A 26,242-nucleotide genomic window follows, 5' to 3' on the forward strand; every position below is an offset into this window, starting at 1 on the left:
CGAGTTCGTAGACTGGTCGCCTCATGACCATTCTCAGCGATCCCCGAACGGCCGCCGGAGCGACCGCGATCTCGCCCTCGTCGGCCGCCCTCGACCACGAGGGGCGCGCCCGCACCTACGAGGTGCGCACCTACGGCTGTCAGATGAACGTCCACGACTCCGAGCGGCTGAGCGGCTCCTTGGAGGCCGCCGGCTACGTGCGGGCCGAGGGGGTCGAGCCCGACGTCGTGGTCATCAACACCTGCGCGGTCCGCGAGAACGCCGACAACAAGCTCTACGGCAACCTCGGACACCTCGCCGCGGTGAAGCGCGGTCACGAGGGAATGCAGATCGCCGTCGGCGGCTGCCTCGCGCAGAAGGACAAGGGCGTCATCCTCGAGAAGGCGCCGTGGGTCGACGTCGTCTTCGGCACCCACAACATGGGTTCCCTGCCCGCGCTGCTCGAGCGGGCACGGCACAACGACGCCGCCGAGCTCGAGATCCTCGAGTCTCTCGAGGTCTTCCCCTCGACGCTGCCGACCAAGCGCGACTCCACGTACAGCGGCTGGGTGTCGATCTCGGTCGGCTGCAACAACACCTGCACGTTCTGCATCGTCCCGTCGCTGCGCGGCAAGGAGAAGGACCGTCGTCCTGGCGACGTGCTGGCCGAGGTGCAGTCCCTCGTCGACGACGGCGCGATCGAGGTCACGCTCCTCGGTCAGAACGTGAACTCCTACGGGGTCGAGTTCGGCGACCGGCTCGCGTTCGGCAAGCTCCTCCGCGCCGCGGGCGCGATCGAGGGCCTGGAGCGCATCCGCTTCACCAGCCCGCATCCCGCCGCATTCACCGACGACGTGATCGACGCCATGGCCGAGACCCCATCGGTCATGCCCCAGCTCCACATGCCCCTGCAGTCGGGCTCCGACCGCATCCTCCGGGCGATGCGGCGGTCGTACCGGTCGGCGAGGTTCCTGGGCATCCTCGAGCGGGTGCGTCACCGCATCCCGGATGCGGCCATCAGCACCGACATCATCGTCGGCTTCCCCGGCGAGACGGAGGAGGACTTCCAGGACACCCTCCGCGTCGTCGAGGAGGCCCGCTTCGCTTCGGCGTTCACCTTCCAGTACTCGATCAGACCCGGTACCCCTGCGGCGGAGTACGGGGACCAGGTACCTCGCGAGGTGGTGCAGGAGCGCTACGAACGCCTGATCGCCCTGCAGGAGCGCATCAGCCAGGAGGAGAACGATCGGCTCATCGGGCGTGAGGTCGAGGTGCTCGTCGCGAACGGCGAGGGTCGCCGCGACGACGAGACCCACCGCATGAGCGGGCGGGCGCGCGACTCACGCCTCGTGCACTTCGACGTGCCCGCCGGCTCGGCGCGGCCGCGGCCGGGCGACGTCGTCACCGTGCGGGTCTTTCGCGCGACGCCGTTCTACCTGATCGCCGGCCCCGACGGCGAGCGCCTCGACGTGCGCGCGACCCGGGCGGGCGATGCGTGGGACCGGGCGCAGGCCGAGAGCTGCGCGGTGCCGGCGCATGGAGCGACGGCGGCCGGCGGTTCCGCGGGGCCGGTGTCGCTGGGCCTCCCCACGCTGCGCGTGGCCACGTCGCCGATCTACAGCCCCACCGACGACCTGCGCACCGCCGCCGAGCGTCGAGGTTGAGCGTGGCCGCCGACGGTCGTGTCCTCGCCGTCGTCGGAGCGACGGGGACGGGGAAGTCCGACCTCTCATTGGCGATCGCCGACGCGCTCTCCGCAGCGGGGCGGCGGGCCGAGATCGTCAACGCCGACGCCATGCAGCTGTACCGGGGCATGGACGTCGGGACGGCGAAGCTCTCACCCGACGAACGGCGGGGCTATCCGCACCACCAGCTCGACGTCCTCGACGTGGTCGACGAGGCATCGGTGGCGGCGTACCAGCGCCACGCGCGTGCCGACATCGACGCCGTGGTGGCCCGTGGCGCGGTCCCCATCCTGGTGGGCGGATCGGGCCTGTACGTCTCCAGCGTGCTGTTCCCGTTCGAGTTCCCGGCGCGCGACGAGGCCGTGCGGGCGCGCCTCGAGGGCGAGCTCGAGCAGCGCGGCCCCGGCGCGCTCTACCGCGACCTCGTGGCGCTCGACAGAGCGGCCGCCGAGGCGATCGGCCCGCGCAACGGCCGACGGCTCGTGCGGGCCTTGGAGGTGGCCACGGTGACCGGTGAGCCGGTGTCGGGGCGCCTCCCCGGGGAGGCGACCCCGTGGCGTCCGTCCACGGTCATCCGGCTGGGCATCGACCGAGCCGATCTCGTCGAGCGTCTCGATCGTCGTGTCGAGCGGATGTGGGCATCCGGCCTGCTCGACGAGGTCGCCCTGCTCGCGGAGCGGGGGCTCCGCGAGGGCTCGACGGCCGCCAGGGCGATCGGGTACGCCCAGGCTCTCGATCAGCTCGACGGGGTGCTGGCCCGCGACGAGGCGATCGCGTCGACCCAAGCGCTGACCAGGCGTTACGCTCGCCGTCAGGTCAGCTGGTTCCGCCGTTACGACGACGTGGTCGACCTCGACCCTCGCGACCCCGAGGCGGCCCGCGAGGTCGTGCAGAGCGTGGTGCGGGCGGTCGTAGACTGATCGGCATGTCCGTCGACCTCCGCTTCACCAAGGGCCAGGGCACGGGCAACGACTTCGTGCTGTTCCTCGACGCCGATGGCGCCCACGACCTCGCGCCCAGCGAGGTGGCGGCGCTCTGCGATCGACGTTTCGGCATCGGCGCCGACGGCATCCTGCGGGCCGTCCGATCCGAGAACATCGCGGCGGGGGGCGCCTCCCTCGCCGAGGACCCGGCGGCCGAGTGGTTCATGGACTACCGCAACGCCGACGGCTCGATCGCCGAGATGTGCGGCAACGGCATCCGCGTCTTCGTGCGGTACCTGCTTGAGAACGGCGTCGTCGAGCTCACCCCGGGTCAGACCCTGCCCATCGGCACCCGCGCCGGGGTGCGCGACGTGCAGCGCAGCAGCACCGGGTTCCAGGTCGACCTCGGCCGCTGGCGGCTCGAGCAGGAGGAGACCCTCGTGAGCGCGCGCGACCTCCCTGTCGCCCGCCCGGGTCTCGGCATCGACGTCGGCAACCCGCACGTCGTGGTGGCGCTCGCCGACGACGCCGAGCTCGGGGCGGCCGATCTCACCGTGGTCCCGCACCTCGACCCCGCGCCGATCGACGGCGCGAACGTCGAGTTCGTGGTGCCCCACGAGCCGCTCGTGCGCGACGGCGTCGGGCGCATCCGGATGCGTGTGCACGAGCGGGGGAGCGGCGAGACGCTGTCCTGCGGCACCGGCGCCGCGGCGGCCGCACTGGCCGTGCGGCACTGGGCGGGCGCCGGAGCGCCGAACGAATGGCGGGTCGACGTGCCAGGCGGCACGGTCGGGGTGCGCATGTTCCCCGCCGAGGACGGTGAGCACGTCGCGCTGTCGGGTCCGGCCGAGCTGGTCTTCGAGGGCGACCTCTCGATCGGCTGACGTCTCGGACGCGCGGGCGTGCCGCGACGGGCCTCAGGCCGGGCGGAGAGCCCTGCGCCGGGCGTGCAGGACGCGGAAGCCCTTGTTCGTGCTCGTGCGCTGGAACGCGAGCTCGCCGAACTCCGTCTCCATCCACCGAAGCAGCGAGTCGGCGCCGAGGTTCTTCTGCACGACGAGCCAGGCGTTGCCACCCTCGTCGATGCGCGGCATCCAGCGGCGGAGCAGGTCGTGCAGCTCGTTCTTGCCCACCCGGATGGGCGGGTTGGACCAGATCGTGGTGAATCGCACCGAGTCGGGAACATCCTCGGGTCGGACGGCGTTCACATTGGTGAGATGAAGTGATTCAGCATTACGCCGGACGAGATCGAGCGCCCTCTCGTTCACATCGACTGCCCACACCGTCGAGTGCGGTGACTCCAGGGCGAGCGTGAGCGCTATCGGTCCCCAGCCGCATCCGATGTCGAGCAGGTTCCCGCCCGGCGGAGGCGTCGGCACCGACGCCAACAGCACCTGCGTGCCCGTGTCGATGCGATCGGGACTGAAGATCCCCGACGCGGTGGTCAGTCTGACCCGCGTCCCCGCCAGCGTGACATCGAGGTCGCGCAGAGCCGCTTCCCCCGACGGTTGCGTCGAGAAGTAGTGCTCGCCCTCCATGAGAGGGAAATCTAGCAAATCAGGAGACTATTCTTTATGCCGATGACCCCATCCACCACAGAAGACCGAAGCAGAGACGACGACGCCGTCGCCCGCGTGCTCGCCGCAGGAGACTCCACGGCGTCGTACGCCCGCTTCGGCGGGTCGGCTCAGGCCCTGCAGGGGGCCGAGACCGCCGGGGGCAACCAGTACGACGGCGAGCAGTTCGATCGCGAGGATCGGCAGGCGCTCCGGCGTGTGTCCGGCCTGTCGACCGAGCTGCAGGACGTCACGGAGGTCGAGTACCGACAGCTGCGTCTCGAGAACGTCGTCATCATCGGCGTCTACTCGCAGGGCAGCCTCGACGACGCCGAGAACTCGCTGCACGAGCTCGCCGCCCTCGCCGAGACCGCGGGTGCCGTGGTGCTCGACGGGCTCCTCCAGCGCCGGCCCCACCCCGACCCGAGCACCTACTTCGGTCGAGGCAAGGCCGAGGAGCTGGCGGGCATCGTCGCCGCACTCGGAGCCGACACCGTGATCGCCGACACCGAGCTGGCCCCGAGCCAGCGCCGCGCGCTCGAGGACGTCGTGAAGGTGAAGGTGATCGACCGCACGGCCGTGATCCTCGACATCTTCAGCCAGCACGCGAAGAGCCGTGAGGGCAAGGCCCAGGTCGAGCTCGCGCAGCTCGAGTACCTCCTCCCGCGACTGCGCGGATGGGGTGAGTCGATGTCCCGCCAGGCCGGTGGCCAGGTGGGCAGCGCGGGTGCCGGCATGGGCTCGCGTGGCCCCGGTGAGACGAAGATCGAGCTCGATCGTCGCCGCATCCACACGCGCATGGCGAAGCTCCGCCGGCAGATCGCGGGCATGAAGCCCGCGCGCGAGGCCAAGCGGGCGAACCGCAAGCGCAACGCGGTGCCGTCGGTCGCGATCGCGGGGTACACCAACGCGGGCAAGTCGTCGCTGCTCAACCGGATCACGCACGCCGGTGTCCTGGTCGAGAACGCCCTGTTCGCGACTCTCGACGCCACCGTGCGCCGCACGATGACCGACGACGGCAGGCCCTACACGCTCACCGACACCGTCGGGTTCGTGCGGCAGCTGCCTCACCAGCTCGTCGAGGCCTTCCGGTCGACGCTCGAGGAGGTGGCCGACGCCGATCTGCTCGTGCACGTCGTCGACGGGTCGCATCCCGATCCCGCGAGCCAGATCGCGACGGTGCGCGACGTCGTCGGCGATGCCGGCGCGCGCGACGTGCCCGAGATGATCGTCTTCAACAAGAGCGACCTGCTCTCCGACGACGACCGCCTCGTGCTGCGCGGCCTCGAGCCGGGAGCGCTGTTCGCGTCGGCCCGAACGGGCGAGGGCATCGCCGAGCTGCGCGACGCGATCGCCCGGCGCATCCCGATGCCGAGCATCGAGGTCGACCTGCTCGTCCCGTACGAGCGCGGCGACGTCGTGACGATGCTGCACGAGCGCAACATTGTGCTGAGCACCGACTACGAGGAGGGCGGCACGCACGTGAAGGCCCTCATCAACCCGGAGTTCGAGGAGCGCCTGGCGGTCTTCACCCGCTGAGCGGAGGCTCCGCCGTCGTGGCGGTGCCCTGCGCGGTCAGACCGCGCGGAGCACCGCCACGACCTTGCCGAGCACGGTGGCGTAGTCCCCGAGGATCGGCTCGAACGCGCTGTTGCGGGGGAGCAGCCAGGTGTGCCCGTCGCGCTGGCGGAAGACCTTGACGGTGGCCTCCTCGTCGAGCATCGCGGCGACGATGTCGCCGTTCTCGGCCGTGTTCTGCTGTCGGATGACGACCCAGTCGCCGTCGCAGATGGCGGCGTCGATCATCGACTCGCCCACCACCTTGAGCATGAAGAGCTCGCCGTTGCCGACGAGCTGGCGGGGGAGCGGGAACACCTCGTCGACCTGCTGCTCCGCCGTGATCGGGATGCCGGCGGCGATCCGCCCGACTAGGGGGACGAGCGTCGCGTCGCCGACGGGCGGTGCGGTGTCGATGTCGGAGCTCTCGCTGCCGGGGACGTCGATCAGCACCTCCATGGCCCGGGGACGGTTCGGGTCGCGACGCAGGTACCCGCTCAGCTCGAGCTGGTTCAGCTGGTGCGTGACGCTCGAGAGCGACGCCAGGCCAACCGCGTCGCCGATCTCGCGCATGCTCGGCGGGTAGCCGCGGGCGGAGACCGACCGCTGGATCACGTCGAGGATGGCCAGCTGCTTGTCGCTCAGGCTCTTGCGTCGCCTGGTACGGCCGTTCTCGGTGCCCACGGGATCCTCGTTCCGTCGTGACGGCCCCTCGCCCGGGGCCGATGTCGGTGGTCTGCGATTCGATGTCGGTGGCAGGTGATTCACTTCACCTGTCGATCGAAACTGTATCCGAGAACGACTCGAGAACGCACGCGTGTTCGAGCGTGTCGTCGGATGTCTTCGATCGAATCGAGCCTTGACAGTTCGAACAGTAGAACGTATATTCGGAACACAGCTTCGTCGCGGCGGCCCCGGCCGGTCGCCGCGACGATCTCCACGAGGAGGCACCGATGAGCACCACCACCGCAACCGCAGGAGCACCCGCTCGCGTCCGTCTGCGCATCACGCGCAGAGGCCAGGTCGTCCTGGCCTCCATCATCGGTCTGGCCTTGGCCCTGACCCTCGGCCTGGTGGCCCTGTTCGGCGGCGGCTCCGCCACGGCGACCGGGTCCGCCGGGTCCGACGACTTCTCCTACGTCACCGTCCACGCCGGACAGAGCCTGTGGGCGATCGCGGAAGACCTGGCGCCGGGCGACGACCCGCGCGAGGTGATCGCGTCGATCCGCAACCTCAACGGTCTGAGCGGCTCCGAGGTGCAGCCCGGCCAGAAGCTGGCCGTGCCCCAGCAGTACGCCGACTGAGCGCCGCGAGCCGTGGCGCCCCGGTCGGTAGCATTGCAGGGGTGACCACTCCGCTCGACGCTCTGCCCCTCCGCGACGACCTCCGCGGCCGCCTGCCGTACGGTGCGCCCCAGCTCCACGTGCCCGTCGAGCTCAACGTCAACGAGAACACGCATCCCATCCCGGAGGACGTGGCCCGCGACATCATCGAGCGCATCGCCGCATCACTGCTGACGATCAATCGCTACCCGGACCGCGAGTTCACCGAGCTCCGTCAGGCGCTGGCACGCTACCTCGGTCACGACCTCACCGAGGCCAACATCTGGGCCGCGAACGGCTCCAACGAGGTGCTGCAGCACATCCTGCAGGCCTTCGGAGGCCCGGGTCGGCGTGTGCTCGGCTTTCCGCCCACGTACTCGATGCACTCGATCATCGCGGCCTCCACGGGCACCGAGTGGGTCGAGGGTGAGCGCGATGCGGGCTATCAGATCTCGCCCGAGACGGCGGTGCGCTGGATCGAGCAGACCGATCCCGATCTCGTCTTCTTCTGCGCGCCCAACAACCCGACGGGCACGCCGCTCCCGATCGAGACCATCGCCGCGGCCTACGACGCCGCTCGCGGCATCGTGGTCGTCGACGAGGCCTACGAGGAGTTCGCCCCGGCGGGCACGCCGAACGCGCTTAGCCTGTTGCCCGGGCGGCAGCGGCTCATCGTGTCGCGCACGATGAGCAAGGCGTTCGCCTTCGCGGGGGCTCGGCTCGGCTACCTGGCAGCGGACCCGGCGGTCGCCGACGCGCTGAGGCTCGTCCGCCTGCCGTACCACCTCTCGGCGCTCACGCAGGCGGCGGCGGTGGCGGCGCTCGACCACACCCCCGAGATGCTCGCGATGGTCGACGACATCAAGCGTCAGCGCGACCGCATGGTCGAGCGCCTCGGTGAGCTGGGGTACGAGGTGTGGCCGACGGCGTCGAACTTCGTCCTGTTCGGCGGAGTCGACGACCCGGCCGCCCTGTTCGAGTGGCTGCTCGCGCGCGGCATCATCATCCGCAACCTCGGCATCCCGAACCACCTCCGGGTGAGCGCGGGCACCGAGGCCGAGACCACGGCGTTCCTCGACGCCATGGCCGAGTACACGGCTCGGTAGGATGGTCGCCATGGCGTCCTCCCCCCGTACCGCGAGCATCCACCGGGAGACCAGCGAGTCGAGCATCGAGCTCGAGCTCGACCTCGACGGCACCGGAGTGGCCGATCTCGAGACCTCCGTCCCGTTCTTCGACCACATGCTCACGGCGTTCGCCAAGCACTCGCTCACCGACCTCAGGGTGCGGGCCCGGGGCGACATCGACATCGATGTCCACCACACGGTGGAGGACATCGGGATCACGCTCGGCACGGCCATCAAGCAGGCCCTCGGCGACAAGGCGGGGATCTCCCGCTTCGGCGATGCGCTCGTCCCGCTCGACGACGCCCTCGCACAGGCCGTGGTCGACATCTCCAACCGGCCGTACCTGGTGCACTCGGGCGAGCCCGCGGGCTTCGAGTTCCACCTCATCGGCGGCCACTTCACCGGGTCGATGGTCCGGCACGTCATGGAGGCCATCACGTTCAACGCCGGGTTGACGGTGCACCTCACGCTCCTCGCGGGTCGCGATCCGCACCACATCGCCGAGGCCGAGTTCAAGGCCTTCGCGCGCGCCTTCCGTCAGGCCAAGTCCTACGACCCGCTCGTGACGGGCATCCCGTCGACCAAGGGCGCCCTGTGACGAGCCGTCCGTCCGTCGCGGTCCTCGAGTACGGAAGCGGCAACGTCCACTCCGCGGTCAAGGCGCTCGAGCGCGCCGGGGCGGACGTCACGCTCACCTCCGATCGCACCACGGTGATGGAGGCCGACGGCCTGCTCGTCCCGGGCGTCGGCGCGTTCGACGCGGTGATGACCCAGCTGCGGACGGTCAGGGGCGACGAGCTCATCGACCGCCGTCTCGCGGGCGGCCGTCCGGTCCTCGGGGTGTGCGTGGGCATGCAGGTGATGTTCGGCCACGGCATCGAGCGCGGCGTTGAGACCGAGGGTCTGGGCGAATGGCCGGGTACGGTCGAGCTGCTCGAGGCCGACGTCGTCCCGCACATGGGCTGGAACACGATCGAGTCGCCGACCGACTCCGTGCTGTTCGACGGCCTGCACGACGAGCGCTTCTACTTCGTCCACTCGTACGCCGCGCGTCGCTGGGAGATGGACGACGACGGTCGCCGCGCGCACCCGGTCGTCACCTGGGCCACCCACGGGGAGCCCTTCATCGCCGCCGTCGAGAACGGTCCGCTGAGCGCCACCCAGTTCCACCCCGAGAAGTCGGGCGAGGCGGGCATCCGCCTGCTGTCGAACTGGATCGGCAGCCTGCGCTGACCGGCGATCGTCACCCGAGGAGCACCAGCACCATGACAGAGTTCATCACCGCGCCCGCGCTCACCCTGCTGCCGGCCGTCGACGTCGCCGACGGCAAGGCGGTGCGTCTGACGCAGGGCGAGGCGGGCACCGAGACCTTCCACGGCGACCCGGTCGATGCCGCGGTCGACTGGGCCGAGCAGGGCGCCGAGTGGATCCACCTCGTCGACCTCGACGCGGCGTTCGGGCGGGGGAGCAACCTCTCGCTGATCAAGCGCATCATCCGTGAGGCGAAAGACGTCTCGGTCGAGGTGTCCGGGGGCATCCGCGACGATCGCAGCCTCGAGACCGCGCTCGACAGCGGTGCGAAGCGCGTCAACCTCGGCACGGCCGCGCTCGAGAACCCGGAGTGGGCCGCCAGCGTGATCGCGAAGTACGGCGAGGCGGTGGCCGTGGGCCTCGACGTGCGCGGCACGACGCTGGCCGCCCGAGGGTGGACGGAGGAGGGCGGCGACCTCTGGGACGTCCTCGCCCGGCTCGAGGACGCAGGGTGCGCGCGCTATGTGGTGACCGATGTGACGAAGGACGGCACGCTCCAGGGCCCGAACGTCGATCTCCTGCGTCAGGTGATGGACCGCACCGATCGGCCGGTCGTCGCCTCGGGCGGCATCTCGAGCCTCGACGACCTGATCGCGCTGCGCGAGCTGGTGCCCGCCGGCCTCGAGGGCGCGATCATCGGCCGCGCCCTGTACTCGGGTGCGTTCACCCTCGCCGAGGCGCTGGATGTCGCCGGACGCTGAGCACGATCCGCACCTGGCCGACTCCGCGGGTCAGCCCTGGAAGGGGCGCCACTTCGAGTCGCACGGCTACGAGAGCGACGACGGGGCAGCATCCGCCGCGCTGATCGGCGCGCTCACGGCCTTCCGTGAGGGTCGTGCCGGACAGGCCGACGTCGTCGACGCGGTGCGGAGCGCGCGCCTCCTCGTGCCGCTCGTCGCGCACGCGGGCGACGAGGGGCTCACCGCCGAGGGGCTGCGCGTCGACAAGACGCAGGAGCTCTCGCTGGTCACCGTCGCGGGTCCCGACGGACGCACGGTGCTCCCGGTGTTCAGCAGCGTCGAGGCGCTGAGCGTGTGGAATCCCACCGCCCGCCCGATCCCCGTCGCCTCGCGCCGGGCGGCCCTGGCCGCGGCGGCGGAGCAGACCGACGTCATGGTGCTCGACCCGGGGTCCCCCACCGAGTTCGCCGTCCGCCGTCCGGCGCTCTGGGCGATCGCGCAGGACGCACCCTGGACCCCGGCGGCCGAGTCGCCCGAGGTCCTCGCCGGGTTCCGCGACTCGGTCGCGAAGGAGTCGGCGGTCACCGGGGTCGCCGTCGCGGCCGGCGATCCGGATGCGCGTCTCGCCGCCCCGGAGGTCGTGGTCGAGCTCTCGCTGGTGCCCGGACTCGACGCCGCGGCGCTGTCGGCGCTGCTCGGGCGGCTGCAGGAGTCATGGGCGTCCGACGAGGTCATCGCCGGCGCCGTCGACTCCCTGGCCGTCAGGCTCCGCTGACCGGAGGAGGCCGCGCCCTAGGAGACGGGTCCGGTGTACTTCTCGCCGGGGCCCTCGCCGGGTGCGTCCTGGATGGGCGACGCCTCGCGGAACGCGAGCTGCAGCGACCGGAGGCCGTCGCGGAGGCTCCGCGCGTGCTGATCGCCGAGGAACGGGGCCGACGCCGTCACGAGACCGGCGAGGGCGGTGATGAGCTTCCGCGCCTCGTCGAGGTCGGTCTCGAGCGACGGGTCGTCGGCCAGTCCGCACTTCACGGCGGCGGCGCTCATGAGATGCACCGCGGTGGTCGTGATGACCTCGATCGCCGGGACCTCCGCGATGTCGCGGAGGGCCTCTGCCTCCAGCGTCTCGTCGTCGATCGCGTGGTCGTGGGCGTCGGTCATCGGGTTCCTCACTGCTGGGACGGAGTGTCTGCTAGACTCTATGCGGCTGAGGCTCGCCCTCGGCTCGAAAGTGGAGAATCTCCCACCCGCGCATACCGCCTCAACAGGTTACCGGGTCGATTGCACTCCGCTCGTGACGACGGCCTCGGCCGGCGGACGAGTAGTCAGGGTGCGTTGTGTGTCGACGTGCATCACGTCGCACGGTGAGCAGCTCCGCCTTCGCGAGCCCCGGATCGGGCGCTCGACACGAACGAACTAAGGAGCTACGCATCAGCGATCCCCGTACCAACGACCGTATCCGAGTCCCCGAGGTCCGCCTCGTGGGTCCCGGCGGCGAGCAGGTCGGCGTCGTCAGCATCGACGTCGCGCTTCGGCTTGCCCAGGAGGCGGACCTCGACCTCGTCGAGGTGGCACCCAACTCCAAGCCCCCGGTCGCGAAGATCATGGACTACGGAAAGTTCAAGTACGAAGCCGCGCAGAAGGCCAAGGAGGCCCGCCGGAACCAGGCGAACACCATCCTCAAGGAGGTGCGCTTCCGCCTGAAGATCGACGTGCACGACTACGAGACCAAGCGCAAGCGCGCCGAGGGCTTCCTCAAGGCGGGCGACAAGGTCAAGGCGATGATCCTCTTCCGCGGTCGCGAGCAGTCCCGTCCCGATCAGGGCGTGCGCCTGCTGCAGCGGTTCGCGGAGGATGTGGCCGAGTGGGGTCAGGTCGAGTCCAGCCCCACCATCGACGGCCGCAACATGGTCATGGTCATCGGCCCGTTGAAGAACAAGGCGGAGGCCAAGGCCGAAGCCAATGCGAAGCGTGAGACCCGCCCGCCGCGCGAGAGCGCGCCGGAGGAGTCTGCACCGGCCGAGCCGGCCGGCAACTGACCCATACACAAGGAGAAACCCCGATGCCCAAGAACAAGACCCACTCCGGGTCGAAGAAGCGCTTCAAGATCACCGGTAGCGGCAAGATCATGAAGCAGCAGGCCGGCATGCGCCACAACCTCGAGGTGAAGGCCCCCGGTCGCAAGGCGCGCCTCAACCAGGACCAGGTCCTGTCCCCGGCAGACGCCAAGACCGTGAAGAAGCTTCTCGGCCGCTGACCAGCGCCCGACGATACGACCTGAAGGAAGAGTCAGATGGCAAGAGTGAAGAGGGCGGTCAATGCCGCCAAGAAGCGTCGCGTCGTACTCGAGCGCGCCGAGGGCTACCGCGGTCAGCGGTCGCGCCTGTATCGCAAGGCGAAGGAGCAGGTCACCCACTCCCTCGTCTACTCCTACCGTGACCGTCGTGCGCGCAAGGGCGACTTCCGTCGCCTCTGGATCCAGCGCATCAACGCCGCGTCGCGTCAGAACGGCCTCACCTACAACCGCCTCATCCAGGGTCTCGCCCTGGCCGGCATCGAGGTCGACCGCCGCATCCTCGCCGAGCTCGCCGTGAACGAGCCCGCGACGTTCGCCGCGCTGGTCGAGAGCGCTCGTGCCGCTCTTCCCGCCGACACGTCGGCGCCGAAGACCGCTGCGTAGGTCACGACGCCTGTAGCCTCGCCTCATGCTGGACAATCCGCGTTCACCGCGCGTCCGGGCTGTGGCGAAGCTCGCCAAGAGAGGAGCCCGGTCTGAGACCGGGCTCTTCCTCGTGGAGGGACCGCAGTCCGTCCGCGAGGTCGTGAGCTTCGACCCCGGTCTCGTCGTCGATCTCTTCGTCACCCCCACCGCGCTCGAACGACACGAGGCGATCGGCGCGCTCGCCGAGGCGAACGGCATCGAGGTGGAGTTCGTGACCGAGCAGGTGCTCGACGCGATGGCCGACACCGTGACCCCTCAGGGCTTCGTCGCGGTGTGCCGCCAGTTCCCGACGGCGGTGAAGGAGATCTTCGCGCAGGAGCCCAAGCTCATCGCCGTGCTCGAGGAGGTGCGCGACCCGGGCAACGCGGGCACCATCATCCGGGCGGCGGATGCAGCGGGCGCCGACGCGGTCATCCTCACGGGCCGCAGCGTCGACCTCTACAACCCGAAGGTCGTCCGCTCGACCACGGGTTCGCTGTTCCACCTCCCTGTCGCCATCGACGCCACGCTGTCGGATGTGCTGGGTCGCGCCTCCGCCGCGGGCCTGGTCACCCTCGCGGCCGACATCAAGGGAGACGACCTGCTCTCTATCCGCCGGGAGGGCGTGCTCGAGCAGCCCACCGCCTGGGTCTTCGGCAACGAGGCTCGAGGGATGAGCGACGAGCACCTCACCCAGGTCGATCGTGTGGTGTCGCTGCCCATCTACGGGCAGGCCGAATCGCTGAACCTGGCGACCGCCGCGTCCGTCTGCCTGTACGAGAGCGCGTTCGCCCACCGCTCCTGAGGAGGGGGCTTCACGAGCCGGTCGCCGCGGGCGACTAGAATCGGTCCTCGTGTCTGATGCCCACGCCATTTCGGAAGCCGAGGTCGCGGAGGCGGTCGACGCCGCACTCGCGGCGCTGGCCGGCGCGACCGACTCCGCCACGCTCCGCGCCGCCAAGGCGGCCCACATCGGCGAGTCCTCGCCCCTGGCCGCGCTGAACGGTCGCATCAAGTCCTTGCCCGGCGACCAGAAGGCCGCCGCGGGGAAGCTGGTGGGGCAAGCGCGTGCACGCGTGAACCAGGCGTTCGCCGAGCGCGAGGCCGAGGTCGCCGCCCTCGAGGAGGAGCGGCGTCTGGCCGCGGAGGCCGTCGACGTGACCGCGGTCGCTCCACGCCACAGGCTCGGTGCCCGCCATCCGCTCACCCTGCTGCAGGAGAGCATCGCCGACATCTTCGTCGGCATGGGGTGGGAGGTCGCGGAGGGCCCCGAGGTCGAGAGCGAGTGGTTCAACTTCGACGCGCTCAACTTCGACGAGGACCACCCGGCGCGTGCGATGCAGGACACCTTCTTCATCGACCCGCCGTCGTCGCACCTCGTGCTGCGCACGCACACCTCGCCGGTGCAGGTGCGCTCGCTGCTCGAGCGCGACCTGCCGGTCTACGTCATCGCCCCCGGGCGGGTGTACCGCACCGACGAGCTCGACGCGACCCACACGCCCGTCTTCAGCCAGGTGGAGGGCATCGCCGTCGACCGCGGCCTCACCATGGCGCACCTGCGCGGCACGCTGGAGCACTTCGCCCGCCAGATGTTCGGTGAGGAGGCGCGCATCCGCCTCCGCCCGAACTACTTCCCGTTCACCGAGCCGAGCGCCGAGATGGACGTCTGGCAGCCGAACGCCAAGGGCGGCGCGCGCTGGGTGGAGTGGGGCGGCTGCGGCATGGTGAACCCCAACGTCCTGCGCGCCGCGGGCATCGACCCCGACGAGTACTCGGGCTTCGCGTTCGGCATGGGCATCGAGCGCACCCTCCAGTTCCGCAACGACCTCAACGACATGCGCGACATGGTCGAGGGCGACGTCCGGTTCAGTCAGCAATTCGGAATGGTGGTCTGACATGCGCATCCCCGTCAGCTGGCTCGCAGAGTACGTCGACCTGCCCGAGGGCGCCTCGATCGACGACATCCACGCCGCCCTGGTCAAGGTGGGCCTCGAGGAGGAGGGCTCCCACCACTTCGAGGTGAGCGGCCCCGTCGTGGTCGGCGAGGTGCTCGAGTTCACCGAGGAGCCGCAGAAGAACGGCAAGACCATCCGTTGGTGTCAGGTGCGCGTCGCGCCCGAGGGGCACCGAGCCGCCGACGGCGGCGACGACGTGCGCGGCATCGTCTGCGGCGCCGGCAACTTCGTCGTGGGCGACAAGGTCGTGGTGACGCTCCCGGGCGCCGTCCTGCCCGGCGGCTTCGCCATCGCCGCGCGCAAGACCTACGGTCACGTCTCCGACGGCATGATCGCCTCCGCCCGCGAGCTCGGGCTGAGCGACGAGCACGAGGGCATCCTGCGCCTGGTGACCCTGGGACTCGACCCCGAGGTCGGCACCGACGCGATCGCGCTGCTGGGCCTCGACGACTCGGCCGTCGAGGTCAACGTCACGCCGGACCGCGGCTACGCGTTCTCGATCCGCGGCATCGCGCGCGAGTACTCGCACTCGACGGGGGCGGCGTTCCGCGACCCGGTCGACCGCGTGACGCCGGCAGCGGTCTCCGGGTTCCCGGTCGCCATCGTCGACGAGGCCCCGATCCGCGGACGCGTGGGCGCCTCCGTCTTCATCACCCGCGTGGTGCGGGGCGTCGACGCGACGCGTCCGTCGCCCCCGTGGCTCGTGACCCGCCTCAAGCTGGCCGGAATCCGCTCGATCTCGCTGGTGGTCGACATCACGAACTACGTGATGCTCGAGTACGGGCAGCCCATCCACGGATACGACCTCGACACGCTGCAGGGCGGAATCGTCGTGCGCCGGGCCGCGGAGGGGGAGACGCTCCTCACCCTCGACGGGCAGACCCGGTCGCTCCACCCCGAAGACCTGGTCATCGCCGACGACCGCGGGGCCATCGGTCTCGCGGGTGTCATGGGCGGCGCCGAGACCGAGATCTCGTCGTCGACGACCGACGTGCTGGTCGAGGCCGCGAACTTCGACCCGGTCTCGATCGCGCGCACCGCGCGTCGGCACAAGCTGCCGAGCGAGGCGTCGAAGCGCTTCGAGCGCTCGGTCGACCCGAAGGTCGCCGAAGCGGCTGCGGCACGAGTCGTCGAGCTGCTCGAGCAGCTCGCGGGGGGTCGGGCGGATGCGCTGGGCTCGGTCCACGTGGCCCACTCCGACCCCGCGGCCATCCACCTGCCGCTCACCTACGTCCCGGAGCTCATCGGCGCGGGGTTCACCGACGACGAGATCATCGACTCCCTGCGCCAGATCGGTGCGGCCGTCGAGCGCGAGGACGACGCCCTCGTCGTGACGCCGCCGTCGTGGCGCCCCGACCTCACCGACAAGGCGACCCTCGCCGAGGAGGTCGCCCGCATCGTCGGGTACGACCGCATCCCCTCGGTGCTCCCGGTCGCGCCTCCCGGCCGAGGCCTCACCCCCGGTCAGCGCGCCCGTCGTCGCACCGGCGACTCGCTGGCCGCGGCCGGCCTCACCGAGGTGCTCGCGTATCCGTTCGCGTCGGAGCAGCAGACGAGGTCGTTCGGATCGCCGTCGGGCTCCGCGGTCCCGGCCGTCCGAGTGGCGAACCCGCTCGACCCGGCGGCGCCGTTCCTCCGCACGTCGCTCGTGCCGGGTCTCCTCGACGTGGCCCGCCGCAACGTCTCGCGCGGCCTGACCGACCTCGCCCTCTTCGAGGTCGGGCTGGTCTTCCAGCCGCTGGAGGGTGTGGCCTACGGTGTCGCGTCAATCCCGGCCGGTGCCGAGCTGCCGACAGAGCCGGTGCTCGACGAGCTCCACCGGAGCATCCCGCCGCAGCCGCGCCACGTCGCCGCGCTCTTCCTCGGCGATGCCCTCGAGCGTCGACCCGGGCGCCCGGCGGTCCCTGCGGGCCTCGCCGACGCGCTCGACGCTGTTCGGACCGTGGCGCAGGCGCTCGACGTCGAGGTGCAGATCGCCCAAGGAACGCACGCCTCGCTCCACCCGGGCCGGACGGCCGAGGTGTTCGCCGTGTCGGGCGGCGAGAAGCGCTCCGTCGGCTTCGCCGGCGAGGTGCTGCCCTCGCTCACCGCGGAGCTCGACCTGCCCCGCGTGGTCGCCGTCGTCGAGCTCGACTGGGACGCCCTGTTCGCCGCCGCGCGACCGATGGCCGACGTGCATCCGATCAGCGGATACCCGGCCGCCACGCAGGACCTCTCGCTGGTCGTCGCGGTCGACATCCCCGCGGGCGATGTCGAGCGGTCGGTCGCCGAGGGCGCGGGCGAGCTGCTCGAGGCGATCGAGCTGGTCGACGACTATCGCGGGTCCGGCCTCCCGGACGGCACCAAGTCGCTCACGTTCGCACTGCGGTTCAGGGCCGACGATCGCACGCTCACCGCCGCGGAGGCCAGCGAGGCCAAGCTCGCGGGCGCCGCGCGCGCCGCCGAGGAGCACGGAGCCGCCGTCCGCGAGTGACGGGATGAGGCCTCCCGCGGGCGTCGCGGGCGGCAGATAGATTGGACCCATGACCTACTCCGTCGCGATCGCCGGTGCGAGCGGCTACGCCGGGGGAGAGATCCTCCGGCTCCTCGCCGCGCATCCCGAGTTCGAGGTGCGCACCGTCACCGCGCACGCGAACGCCGGGCAGCCGATCCTCGCCGTGCATCCGCACCTGCGCTCGTACGCGGGGCTGACGCTCGTCGACACCACCGTCGAGAACCTCCGTGGGCACGACGTCGTCTTCCTCGCGCTGCCTCACGGCAAGTCGGGCGAGCTCGCCGATGCGCTGTCCGACGCGCGTCTCGTCGTCGACTGCGGCGCCGACCACCGCCTCACGAACGGCGCCGACTGGGATCGCTTCTACCGGAGCGAATGGTTCGGATCGTGGCCGTACGGCCTGCCCGAGCTGGTCGTCGGGTCGGGTGGCAAGCAGCGCGACGCGCTCGCCGGCGTGAATCGGATCGCCGTCCCGGGCTGCAATGTGACCGCGGTCTCCCTCGGCCTCGCCCCGGGCATCCGGGCCGGGGTCATTCAGGCCGCCGACCTCGTGGCGGTGCTCGCCGTGGGGCCGTCCGGGGCCGGCAAGTCGCTGCGCACCGACCTCCTGGCGAGCGAGCTGCTGGGCAGCGCGCACGCGTACGGAGTCGGGGGAGTGCACCGTCACGTGCCCGAGATCGTGCAGAACCTCACGCTCGCCGGCGGCGAGGGCGTCTCCGTGTCGTTCACGCCCGTGCTCGTGCCGATGGCGCGCGGCATCCTGGCCACGAGCACCGCGCGTCTCGCGCCCGGTGTCGGCGCGGCCGACGTCCGCAGCGCGTGGGAGCTCGCCTACGCCGACGAGCCCTTCGTGCACCTGCTGCCCGAGGGGCAGTTCCCGAACGTGAGCGACGCACTCGGCGCGAACACCGCCCTCGTCGGGCTCGCCATCGACGAGGATGCGGAGCGCGTCGTCACCGTCACGGCCCTCGACAACCTCGTCAAGGGCACCGCGGGCGCCGCGATCCAGTCCACCAACCTCGCCCTCGGTCTCCCCGAGACCCTCGGCCTTCCCGTGAACGGAGTCGCCCCGTGAGCGTCACCGCCCCCGCCGGTTTCGAGGCGTCGGGAATCCGCGCCGGCATCAAGACGAGCGGGTCGCCCGACCTCGCGCTCGTGGTCAATCGCGGTCCGTCGAACGCGGCGGCGGCGGTCTTCACATCGAACCGGTGCAAGGCCAACCCGATCCTGTGGTCGGAGCAGGTCATCACCGACGGCAGGGTCTCGGCCGTCGTGCTGAACTCGGGCGGCGCCAACTGCTACACGGGCTCATTCGGCTTCCAGACCACGCACGCCACCGCCGAGGCGGTGGGCGAGGCCGTCGGCGTGTCGGCGGGCGACGTGATCGTGTGCTCGACCGGGCTCATCGGCGTGGGCGACCAGACCTTCCGCGACGCCGTCGTCGGGGGTGTGCCGCTCGCCGCCGCCGCGCTGAGCGCTGACGGTGGGGCGGATGCGGCGATCGCGATCATGACCACCGACACCAAGCCCAAGGAGGCGGTGCGCGCCTCCGCCGAGGGCTGGACGATCGGAGGCATGGCCAAGGGCGCGGGAATGCTCGCTCCGGGCCTCGCGACGATGCTCGTCGTGCTCACGACCGACGCCGACCTCCCGTCCGACGTGCTCGACCGCGCGCTCCGCGCTGCGACGCGCGTGACGTTCGACCGGCTCGACTCCGACGGCTGCATGTCGACGAACGACACGGTCGCGCTGCTCGCGTCCGCCGCCTCCGGTGTCGTGCCCGACGAGGCCGACTTCACCGGCGCGCTGACGGAGCTCTGCCGCGACCTCGCCCTGCAGCTGCAGGCCGATGCCGAGGGTGCGAGCCACGACATCGCCATCGAGGTCGTGAATGCCGCCACCGAGGACGAGGCGGTCGAGGCGGGCCGTGCGGTGTCGCGCAGCAACCTGTTCAAGGCCGCGGTGTTCGGCAACGACCCCAACTGGGGCCGGGTGCTCGCCGCGCTCGGCACGACAGCGGCCCGGTTCGATCCGTACGCGGTCGACGTGTCGATGAACGGCGTGATGATCTGCCGCACCGGCGAGCCCTACGAGAGCCGCGACCTCGTCGACCTCACGCCCCGCGCGGTGCACGTGCTCATCGACCTCAAGGCCGGCGACGCGACCGCCACCATCTTCACCAACGACCTCACGCACGACTACGTGCACGAGAACAGCGCGTACGCCAGCTGATGATCACGAACCCCGCCGCCGACACCGGTCTCGCTCACGTCAAGGCCGAGACGCTCATCGAGTCGCTGCCGTGGCTGAAGCGCTTCCACGGGCAGGTCATCGTCGTGAAGTTCGGCGGCAACGCCATGGTCGACCCCGACTTGCAGCGCACCTTCGCCGAGGACATGGTCTACCTCCGGTACGCCGGCATCCGTCCCGTCGTGGTGCACGGCGGGGGCCCGCAGATCACGCGGATGCTCGACAGGCTCGGCATCGAGAGCGAGTTCCGCGGCGGCTACCGCGTGACGAGCCCCGAGGCCATGGAGGTCGTCCGCATGGTGCTCACCGGCCAGATCAGCCGCGACATCGTCAGCCACATCAACGAGCACGGTCCGCTCGCCGCGGCACTCTCCGGTGAAGACGCCGGTCTGTTCGAGGGCCGGCGTCGCACCATCGAGGTCGACGGCGAGCAGGTCGACATCGGACTCGTCGGCGACGTCATCGGCGTCAACCCGGAGGCGGTACTCGCTCAGCTCGACGCCGGCCGCATCCCCGTGGTCTCGTCGATCGCGCCCGACATCGACGAGCCCGGTCAGGTGCTCAACGTCAACGCCGATGCGGCGGCCGGAGCCTTGGCCGCGGCCCTCGGGGCGGCCAAGCTCGTCATCCTCACCGACATCGCCGGGCTCTACGCCGACTGGCCGAACCGCGACTCGCTCGTCTCTGTCATCGACAGCGACGAGCTCCGCGCCCTGCTGCCGACGCTGGAGTCGGGCATGATCCCGAAGATGGCGGCCTGCCTCGACGCCGTCGACGCCGGTGTCGCGAAGGCGGCCATCATCGACGGCCGAGAGCCGCACTCCGTGCTGCTCGAGGTCTTCACCCCAGGCGGTGTCGGCACGGAGGTCGTGCCCGCCGCCGCCCACTGACCGGAGGAGATCGTGACCCACGACGACACCGCCGCACTCGCCGCCGACTGGAGAGAGCGGTTCGCCGACCGCATGATGCGCACCCTCGGCACCCCGCAGCTCTTCCTGGTGCGCGGTGAGGGAGCGCGGGTGTGGGACGTCGACGGCCGTGAGTACCTCGACTTCCTCGCCGGCATCGCGGTGAACTCGCTGGGCCACGCGCATCCGGTCTTCGTCGAGGCGGTCTCCCGTCAGGCGGCGACCCTCGCGCACGTCTCGAACTACTTCTCCACGCCGCCCCAGCTGGAGCTCGCCGAGCGGCTGTGCCGTCTCACCGGCGCGGGTGACTCCGGCCGCGCCTACTTCTGCAACTCGGGCGCCGAGGCGAACGAGGCGGCGTTCAAGCTCGCCCGCCTCAACGTCGGCGACGGTCGGCGCCGCCGTGTCCTGGCGCTGACGAACTCCTTCCACGGACGCACGATGGGCGCGCTCGCCCTCACCGGGAAGCCGCCCATGCGCGAGGCGTTCGAGCCGCTGCCCGGCAACGTCGAGCACATCGACACCACGATAGAGGCCCTCGAGGCGGCGATCGACGACACTGTCGCGGCGCTGTTCGTCGAGCCAGTCAAGGGCGAGGCCGGCGTCGTCGATCTCCCGCCGGGCTTCCTCGTCCGTGCCCGGGAGCTGACCGAGCAGCATGGGGCGCTCCTCGTGATCGACGAGATCCAGACCGGCGTCGGGCGCACCGGCGAGTGGTTCGCCTACATGCACGACGGCGTCGTGCCGGATGCGGTGACCATCGCCAAGGGCATCGCCGGCGGATTCCCGATCGGCGCCCTGGTCACGTTCGGCCGTGCGTCGGAGCTCTACCAGCGTGGGCAGCACGGCTCGACCTTCGGGGGCAACCCGCTCGCCTCCGCCACGGCGAACGCCGTGCTCGCCGAGATCGAGGAGGCCGACCTCGTCGCCAACGCCGACCGCCGCGGTGCCGAGATCCGGGAGGCCATCGCCGCGATCGGCTCGCCGCTGGTCGAGGAGATCCGCGGCCGTGGGCTGCTCATCGGCGTGGGCCTCACCGAGCCGGTCGCGAACGAGGTGAACGCGGCGGCGCTCGCCGAAGGCCTCATCGTCAACGCGGCCAACGACTCGAGCATCCGCATCGCGCCGCCCCTCATCATCGGCGACGACGAGGTGGCGGTCTTCGCCACCCGGTTCGCCGCGGCACTCCGCGCCGTCGAGCGCGCGTAGCCGACCGCTATCCTGATCCTTTCGACGAGACACCCGAAGGCGACGCATGACACGGCACTTCCTCCGCGACGACGACATCACCCCTGCTGAACAGGCCGAGATCCTCGACCTGGCGGAGCGCCTGAAGGCCGACCGATTCCAGGCGCGTCCGCTCGCGGGGCCTCAGACAGTCGCGGTCATCTTCGACAAGTCGTCGACGCGCACCCGGGTGTCGTTCGCGGTGGGCATCGCCGACCTCGGTGGCAGCCCACTGATCATCAGCACGGCCTCCAGCCAGCTGGGCGGCAAGGAGACCGCGTCCGACACCGCGCGTGTGCTCGAACGCCAGGTCGCCGCGATCGTCTGGCGCACCTATGCGCAATCGGGGCTTGAGGAGATGGCGCTCGGCACCCGCGTGCCCGTCGTCAACGCGCTCTCCGACGACTTCCACCCGTGCCAGCTGCTCGCCGATCTGCTGACCATCCGCGAGCACCGCGGAGAGCTCGCCGGGCTGAGGGTCTCCTTCCTCGGCGACGGCCGCAGCAACATGGCGCAGTCGTACCTGCTCGCCGGGGCGACCGCGGGCATGCACGTCACGATCGGCTGCCCCGAGAGCTATGCCCCGACCGCGGATGTGGTGGCCGACGCCGAGCGCCGCGCGGGCGAGACCGGTGGCTCCGTCCGCATCACGTCCGACCCGGTCGAGGCCGCCTCCGGCGTCGACGTCGTCGTGACCGACACCTGGGTGTCGATGGGCAAGGAGGACGAGAAGGCGGAGCGCGTCGCGACCTTCGGCGCCTTCACCGTCGACTCCGAGCTCATGAAGGCGGCGAAGGAGGACGCGCTGTTCCTCCACTGCCTGCCCGCCGACCGCGGCTTCGAGGTGACGGCCGACGTCATCGACGGGCCTCAGAGCGTCATCTGGGACGAGGCGGAGAACCGTCTCCACGCGCAGAAGGCCCTGCTGGTCTGGCTGCTCGAGCGGGCGGGGGCGAGCGCATGAGCGACGTCGCGAACCGGTCGGGCGAGGCGGGCGCGCTCTGGGGCGGCCGCTTCCAGGGCGGCCCCGCTCCCGAGCTGGTCGAGCTGAGCCGCTCGACGCACTTCGACTGGCAGCTCGCGCAGTACGACATCACCGGGTCCCGGGCGCACGCCCGCGCGCTCGCCCGCGCCGGATACCTCACCGACGACGAGCTCGAGGGCATGCTCTCCGCCCTCGACGCGCTGTCGACGGCGGTCGACGACGGCACGTTCCGGCCGCTGCCGGAGGACGAGGACGTCCACTCCGCGCTCGAGCGCGGTCTCATCGACATCGCCGGCGCCGAGCTGGGCGGCCGGCTCCGGGCGGGCCGCAGCCGCAACGACCAGATCGCCACCCTCGTCCGGATGCTCCTGCGCGATCACGCGCGCACGCTCTCGGCGCTGCTGGTCGACCTCGTCGACGCCATCGCGGTGCAGGCCGGCGATCACCTCACCGCGATCATGCCCGGCCGCACCCACTTGCAGCACGCGCAGCCAGTGCTCCTGGCGCATCAGCTGCTCGCCCACTGCTGGCCCCTGGTGCGCGACCTCGAACGCCTCCGCGACTGGGATGCGCGGGCCGACGCGTCGCCCTACGGGTCCGGAGCGCTGGCGGGCAACACCCTCGGGCTCGATCCCGGCGCGATCGCCGCCGAGCTCGGCTTCTCGGCCGTGGTCGAGAACTCGATCGACGGCACCGCATCGCGCGACCTCGTCGCCGAGTTCGCCTACGTCTGCGCGCAGGTCGGCATCGACCTCTCGCGGTTCGCCGAGGAGATCATCCTCTGGAACACGAAGGAGTTCGGCTTCGTCACGCTCTCCGACTCGTACTCCACGGGCTCGTCGATCATGCCGCAGAAGAAGAACCCCGACATCGCCGAGCTGGCCCGCGGAAAGGCGGGCCGCGTGATCGGCAACCTCACGGGGCTGCTGGCGACCCTCAAGGGTCTCCCGCTCGCGTACAACCGCGACCTGCAGGAGGACAAGGAGCCGGTCTTCGACTCGATCAAGACCCTGGAGGTCCTGCTGCCGGCGTTCACCGGCATGGTCGCCACCATGGAGTTCCACACCGAGCGGATGGCGGAGCTGGCGCCCCAGGGCTACTCGCTGGCGACCGACGTCGCCGAATGGCTGGTGAAGCAGCACGTGACCTTCCGCGATGCGCACGAGATCACCGGTGCGCTGGTCCGCTTCGCCGAGATGCACGGCCTCGAGCTCGACGAGCTCACCGACGAGCAGTACTCCGCCCTCTCGCCCCACCTCACTCCGAAGGTGCGCGACGTGCTGACGATCGAGGGCTCCGTGGCGAGCCGCTCGGGCGCGGCGGGCACCGCACCCGAGAGGGTCCGCGAGCAGCTGGCGGGTCTCACCGCGCGCATCCGGACGCTCTCGTCCGAGCTCCAGCCCGTCGAGGGGAGCGTGGCATGAGCGCGTCGAAGCCGCCCCGCGATCCGGGCGACCCGGGCTTCTGGCGTCGGCCCCTGCCGAAGTGGGCGGTCTGGACGCTGATCGGTGTGGCCGCCGCGATCGTCGTCGCGGCGATCGTGGTCTCGCTCTCGCTCGGCGTCAGGCTTTTCTGACCCTCCCGATGTCTCTCGACCTCGCTGCGCCCGCTGTGGTGGTCGCGCCCGCACTTCTCGGCGCCGTCCTCAGCCACGACTCGCCCGACGGACTCGTCGCGCTGCGGATCACCGAGGTCGAGGCGTACCTGGGCATGGGGGAGGACCCGGGCTCCCATGCCCACCGTGGGCAGACGCCACGCAACTCGGTCATGTTCGGTCGCCCCGGCACGCTGTACACGTACTTCACGTATGGGATGCACACCTGCGCCAACGTGGTCTGCTCACCGGAGGGCACCGCCTCCGCGGTCCTGCTCCGCGCGGGTGAGGTGCTGGAGGGGGAGGAGCTCGCCCGCGCACGGCGGGGCGAGAAGGTCTCGGCGCGCGATCTCGCCCGAGGCCCGGCCCGTCTCGTCGTCGCGCTGGGGATCTCGATGGCCGACAACGGCGCCGATCTCGCACAGCCGCCGTTCCGACTCGACCCGCCCTCGGCGCCGGCGACCGACTACGAGGAGACGCTGCGCACCGGGGTGAGCGGACCAGGCGGAGCCGATCCGTTCCGCTGGCGGTTCGCTCTCCGCGGCGAGCCGACGGTCTCGCCCTACAAGGTGCATCCGTCGCTCCGGCCCGGCCGGGCGAGCGGGGGAGCGCCGCGCTGATACGCTCGGAGGCGTGATGGACAGTGCCCCGACGACCCTGTCCGCGCAGCACAACGACGAGTCGTTCGACGACATCTGGGACGAACTCGTCTGGCGCGGACTCATCCACGTCTCCACCGACGCCGCCGCTCTGAAGGAGCTGCTCGCCGGCCCTCCCATCACCTACTACTGCGGCTTCGACCCCACGGCCGCCAGCCTGCACCTCGGCAACCTCGTGCAGATCCTCACCATGAGGCGCTTGCAGCTGGCCGGCCACAAGCCCCTGGGCCTGGTCGGCGGATCGACCGGACTCATCGGCGACCCACGGCCGACGGCCGAGCGCACGCTCAACACCCGCGAGACCGTCGCGGAGTGGGTGGGGTACCTGCGAGGGCAGATCGAGCGGTACCTGAGCTTCGAGGGCGACAACGCGGCTCGGATGGTGAACAACCTCGACTGGACCGCCCCGTTGTCGGCCATCGACTTCCTCCGCGACGTGGGGAAGTACTTCCGCGTGGGCACCATGCTCAAGAAGGATGCCGTGTCGGCGCGGCTCAACTCGGAGGCGGGCATCAGCTACACCGAGTTCAGCTACCAGATCCTGCAGGGCATGGACTTCCTCGAGCTGTACCGCTCGTACGGGTGCGTGCTGCAGACCGGGGGCAGCGATCAGTGGGGCAACCTCACGAGCGGGACGGACCTGATCCACCGCGCCGAGGGGGTGAGCGTGCATGCCATCGGCACACCGCTCATCACCAACTCCGACGGGACGAAGTTCGGCAAGAGCGAGGGCAACGCCGTCTGGCTCGACGCGCGACTCACCAGTCCGTACGCGTTCTACCAGTTCTGGCTCAACACCGACGACGCCGACGTGGTCTCGAGGCTCAAGGTGTTCACGTTCCGAGACCGCGCCGAGATCGAGCGGCTGGAGCAGGCCACGCTCGACGAGCCGTTCCGCCGGGAGGCGCAGCGCGCTCTGGCGTACGACGTGACCTCGCTGGTGCACGGTGTCGCTGCGACGGAGTCGGCGATCGCCGCATCGCAGGCTCTCTTCGGGCAGGGCGACCTGTCCACGCTCGACGCCGACACCCTCGCGGCGGCGATCAACGAGCTCCCGGGTACGGAGGCGACCGCGTCGACCACCGTCGTGCAGGCCCTCGTCGACTCGGGGCTCGCGCAGAGTCTGGGGGAGGCCAGGCGAGCGCTCGCCCAGGGCGGGGTGTACCTGAACAACGTGAAGGTCGCCGACGACCAGGCGACCTTCGAGGGTGCCGCCCTCGCCGGCGGTGTCGCTGTGATCCGTCGTGGCAAGCGCACCCTCGCCGGGGTACGTCTGGCCTGAGTTTCCGGGCGACACGCCGAGATGACCCGGCCGATTTGCACGGGTCGCGA

Annotated in this window: 28 protein-coding genes; 25 read left to right on the plus strand and 3 right to left on the minus strand. The window is 70.8% G+C overall.

The genetic code is table 11. From position 1 onward, the window contains the following. Positions 1 to 23 precede the first annotated feature (23 nt). The 3 genes from miaB to dapF are packed head-to-tail and all read left to right on the plus strand — an operon-like array spanning position 24 to position 3,471. Entirely contained in the window at positions 24 to 1,643 is a 1,620-nt protein-coding gene (miaB, locus tag ACFJGV_RS19035) for a tRNA (N6-isopentenyl adenosine(37)-C2)-methylthiotransferase MiaB (protein ID WP_378145825.1), read from the plus strand. A 2-nt stretch (positions 1,644 to 1,645) separates the two neighbouring features. Continuing rightward, the gene (gene miaA, locus ACFJGV_RS19040; protein ID WP_378145827.1) at positions 1,646 to 2,584 is read left to right on the plus strand and encodes a tRNA (adenosine(37)-N6)-dimethylallyltransferase MiaA; all 939 of its coding nucleotides are present in this window, start codon (positions 1,646 to 1,648) and stop codon (positions 2,582 to 2,584) included. 5 nt (positions 2,585 to 2,589) lie between these two features. Then, positions 2,590 to 3,471, plus strand: coding sequence for a diaminopimelate epimerase (dapF, locus tag ACFJGV_RS19045; RefSeq protein WP_378145829.1), 882 nt, complete (start codon positions 2,590 to 2,592; stop codon positions 3,469 to 3,471). 33 nt (positions 3,472 to 3,504) lie between these two features. On the opposite strand, the gene ACFJGV_RS19050 is transcribed toward dapF, so the two are convergent. Beyond that, positions 3,505 to 4,125, minus strand: coding sequence for a class I SAM-dependent methyltransferase (locus ACFJGV_RS19050; RefSeq protein WP_378145831.1), 621 nt, complete (start codon positions 4,123 to 4,125; stop codon positions 3,505 to 3,507). A gap of 36 nt (positions 4,126 to 4,161) precedes the next feature. Between ACFJGV_RS19050 and hflX the strand changes: the two genes are divergently transcribed. Further along, positions 4,162 to 5,682 (plus strand): GTPase HflX, encoded by a 1,521-nt coding sequence (gene hflX / locus ACFJGV_RS19055; protein ID WP_378145832.1) that lies wholly within the window; start codon positions 4,162 to 4,164, stop codon positions 5,680 to 5,682. A gap of 36 nt (positions 5,683 to 5,718) precedes the next feature. Here the strand turns inward: hflX and lexA are convergent, their stop codons facing one another. Next, a complete protein-coding gene (gene lexA / locus ACFJGV_RS19060; protein WP_378145834.1) occupies positions 5,719 to 6,384 on the minus strand; it encodes a transcriptional repressor LexA in 666 nt (221 codons plus the stop codon). Positions 6,385 to 6,653: 269 nt separating this feature from the next. Here lexA and ACFJGV_RS19065 point away from each other — a divergent pair, with 269 nt between their 5' ends. The 6 genes from ACFJGV_RS19065 to ACFJGV_RS19090 are packed head-to-tail and all read left to right on the plus strand — an operon-like array spanning position 6,654 to position 10,915. Then, positions 6,654 to 7,004 (plus strand): LysM peptidoglycan-binding domain-containing protein, encoded by a 351-nt coding sequence (locus tag ACFJGV_RS19065; protein ID WP_378145836.1) that lies wholly within the window; start codon positions 6,654 to 6,656, stop codon positions 7,002 to 7,004. Positions 7,005 to 7,045: 41 nt separating this feature from the next. Further along, a complete protein-coding gene (locus tag ACFJGV_RS19070) occupies positions 7,046 to 8,128 on the plus strand; it encodes a histidinol-phosphate transaminase (protein WP_378145838.1) in 1,083 nt (360 codons plus the stop codon). A 10-nt stretch (positions 8,129 to 8,138) separates the two neighbouring features. Further along, entirely contained in the window at positions 8,139 to 8,747 is a 609-nt protein-coding gene (hisB, locus tag ACFJGV_RS19075; protein ID WP_378145839.1) for an imidazoleglycerol-phosphate dehydratase HisB, read from the plus strand. After that, positions 8,744 to 9,382, plus strand: coding sequence for an imidazole glycerol phosphate synthase subunit HisH (gene hisH / locus ACFJGV_RS19080; RefSeq protein WP_378145840.1), 639 nt, complete (start codon positions 8,744 to 8,746; stop codon positions 9,380 to 9,382). Before hisB ends, hisH begins: the two co-directional genes overlap by 4 nt. 32 nt (positions 9,383 to 9,414) lie before the next feature. Next, complete coding sequence (priA, locus tag ACFJGV_RS19085; RefSeq protein ID WP_378145842.1) at positions 9,415 to 10,161, plus strand: bifunctional 1-(5-phosphoribosyl)-5-((5-phosphoribosylamino)methylideneamino)imidazole-4-carboxamide isomerase/phosphoribosylanthranilate isomerase PriA; 747 nt, start codon at positions 9,415 to 9,417, stop codon at positions 10,159 to 10,161. Next, positions 10,145 to 10,915 (plus strand): SseB family protein, encoded by a 771-nt coding sequence (locus tag ACFJGV_RS19090; protein ID WP_378145843.1) that lies wholly within the window; start codon positions 10,145 to 10,147, stop codon positions 10,913 to 10,915. The genes priA and ACFJGV_RS19090 overlap by 17 nt, the downstream gene beginning before the upstream one ends. Positions 10,916 to 10,932: 17 nt before the next feature. Here ACFJGV_RS19090 and ACFJGV_RS19095 read toward each other — a convergent pair whose 3' ends face one another. Further along, on the minus strand, positions 10,933 to 11,298 hold the full coding sequence (locus ACFJGV_RS19095; protein ID WP_378145844.1) for a DUF1844 domain-containing protein: 366 nt from the start codon (positions 11,296 to 11,298) through the stop codon (positions 10,933 to 10,935). 203 nt (positions 11,299 to 11,501) lie between these two features. Here ACFJGV_RS19095 and infC point away from each other — a divergent pair, with 203 nt between their 5' ends. From infC to tyrS, 15 genes are read left to right on the plus strand one after another with little or no spacing between them, the layout of a single operon-like run. Further along, positions 11,502 to 12,176, plus strand: coding sequence for a translation initiation factor IF-3 (gene infC / locus ACFJGV_RS19100; RefSeq protein ID WP_378145846.1), 675 nt, complete (start codon positions 11,502 to 11,504; stop codon positions 12,174 to 12,176). Positions 12,177 to 12,199: 23 nt separating this feature from the next. After that, a complete protein-coding gene (rpmI, locus tag ACFJGV_RS19105) occupies positions 12,200 to 12,394 on the plus strand; it encodes a 50S ribosomal protein L35 (protein ID WP_085019107.1) in 195 nt (64 codons plus the stop codon). Positions 12,395 to 12,430: 36 nt separating this feature from the next. Then, the gene (gene rplT, locus ACFJGV_RS19110) at positions 12,431 to 12,817 is read left to right on the plus strand and encodes a 50S ribosomal protein L20 (RefSeq protein ID WP_378145847.1); all 387 of its coding nucleotides are present in this window, start codon (positions 12,431 to 12,433) and stop codon (positions 12,815 to 12,817) included. A 25-nt stretch (positions 12,818 to 12,842) separates the two neighbouring features. After that, positions 12,843 to 13,643 (plus strand): TrmH family RNA methyltransferase, encoded by an 801-nt coding sequence (locus ACFJGV_RS19115; RefSeq protein WP_378145849.1) that lies wholly within the window; start codon positions 12,843 to 12,845, stop codon positions 13,641 to 13,643. Positions 13,644 to 13,692: 49 nt separating this feature from the next. Beyond that, complete coding sequence (gene pheS, locus ACFJGV_RS19120; protein ID WP_378145850.1) at positions 13,693 to 14,733, plus strand: phenylalanine--tRNA ligase subunit alpha; 1,041 nt, start codon at positions 13,693 to 13,695, stop codon at positions 14,731 to 14,733. A 1-nt stretch (position 14,734) separates the two neighbouring features. Further along, a complete protein-coding gene (pheT, locus tag ACFJGV_RS19125) occupies positions 14,735 to 17,266 on the plus strand; it encodes a phenylalanine--tRNA ligase subunit beta (RefSeq protein WP_378145852.1) in 2,532 nt (843 codons plus the stop codon). A gap of 49 nt (positions 17,267 to 17,315) precedes the next feature. Further along, positions 17,316 to 18,362, plus strand: a complete 1,047-nt coding sequence (gene argC / locus ACFJGV_RS19130; protein ID WP_378145854.1) for an N-acetyl-gamma-glutamyl-phosphate reductase — start codon at positions 17,316 to 17,318, stop codon at positions 18,360 to 18,362. After that, positions 18,359 to 19,519 carry a bifunctional glutamate N-acetyltransferase/amino-acid acetyltransferase ArgJ gene (gene argJ / locus ACFJGV_RS19135; protein ID WP_378145855.1) on the plus strand — a complete coding sequence of 387 codons (1,161 nt, stop codon included), beginning with the start codon at positions 18,359 to 18,361 and terminating at the stop codon, positions 19,517 to 19,519. Before argC ends, argJ begins: the two co-directional genes overlap by 4 nt. After that, positions 19,519 to 20,427 (plus strand): acetylglutamate kinase, encoded by a 909-nt coding sequence (argB, locus tag ACFJGV_RS19140; protein ID WP_378145857.1) that lies wholly within the window; start codon positions 19,519 to 19,521, stop codon positions 20,425 to 20,427. The genes argJ and argB overlap by 1 nt, the downstream gene beginning before the upstream one ends. Positions 20,428 to 20,439: 12 nt before the next feature. Continuing rightward, complete coding sequence (locus ACFJGV_RS19145) at positions 20,440 to 21,654, plus strand: acetylornithine transaminase (protein WP_378145858.1); 1,215 nt, start codon at positions 20,440 to 20,442, stop codon at positions 21,652 to 21,654. A 46-nt stretch (positions 21,655 to 21,700) separates the two neighbouring features. After that, positions 21,701 to 22,636: an ornithine carbamoyltransferase gene (gene argF, locus ACFJGV_RS19150; RefSeq protein WP_378145860.1), complete on the plus strand. Its 936-nt coding sequence runs from the start codon at positions 21,701 to 21,703 to the stop codon at positions 22,634 to 22,636. After that, positions 22,633 to 24,081 carry an argininosuccinate lyase gene (gene argH, locus ACFJGV_RS19155; protein WP_378145862.1) on the plus strand — a complete coding sequence of 483 codons (1,449 nt, stop codon included), beginning with the start codon at positions 22,633 to 22,635 and terminating at the stop codon, positions 24,079 to 24,081. The genes argF and argH overlap by 4 nt, the downstream gene beginning before the upstream one ends. Beyond that, entirely contained in the window at positions 24,078 to 24,233 is a 156-nt protein-coding gene (locus tag ACFJGV_RS19160) for a hypothetical protein (protein ID WP_378145864.1), read from the plus strand. Before argH ends, ACFJGV_RS19160 begins: the two co-directional genes overlap by 4 nt. A gap of 8 nt (positions 24,234 to 24,241) precedes the next feature. Continuing rightward, positions 24,242 to 24,871: a DNA-3-methyladenine glycosylase gene (locus ACFJGV_RS19165; RefSeq protein ID WP_378145866.1), complete on the plus strand. Its 630-nt coding sequence runs from the start codon at positions 24,242 to 24,244 to the stop codon at positions 24,869 to 24,871. 16 nt (positions 24,872 to 24,887) lie between these two features. Beyond that, on the plus strand, positions 24,888 to 26,192 hold the full coding sequence (tyrS, locus tag ACFJGV_RS19170; protein ID WP_378148792.1) for a tyrosine--tRNA ligase: 1,305 nt from the start codon (positions 24,888 to 24,890) through the stop codon (positions 26,190 to 26,192). Positions 26,193 to 26,242 lie beyond the last annotated feature (50 nt).

The organism is Cnuibacter sp. UC19_7 (assembly GCF_042699995.1).
Taxonomy (GTDB): domain Bacteria; phylum Actinomycetota; class Actinomycetes; order Actinomycetales; family Microbacteriaceae; genus Cnuibacter.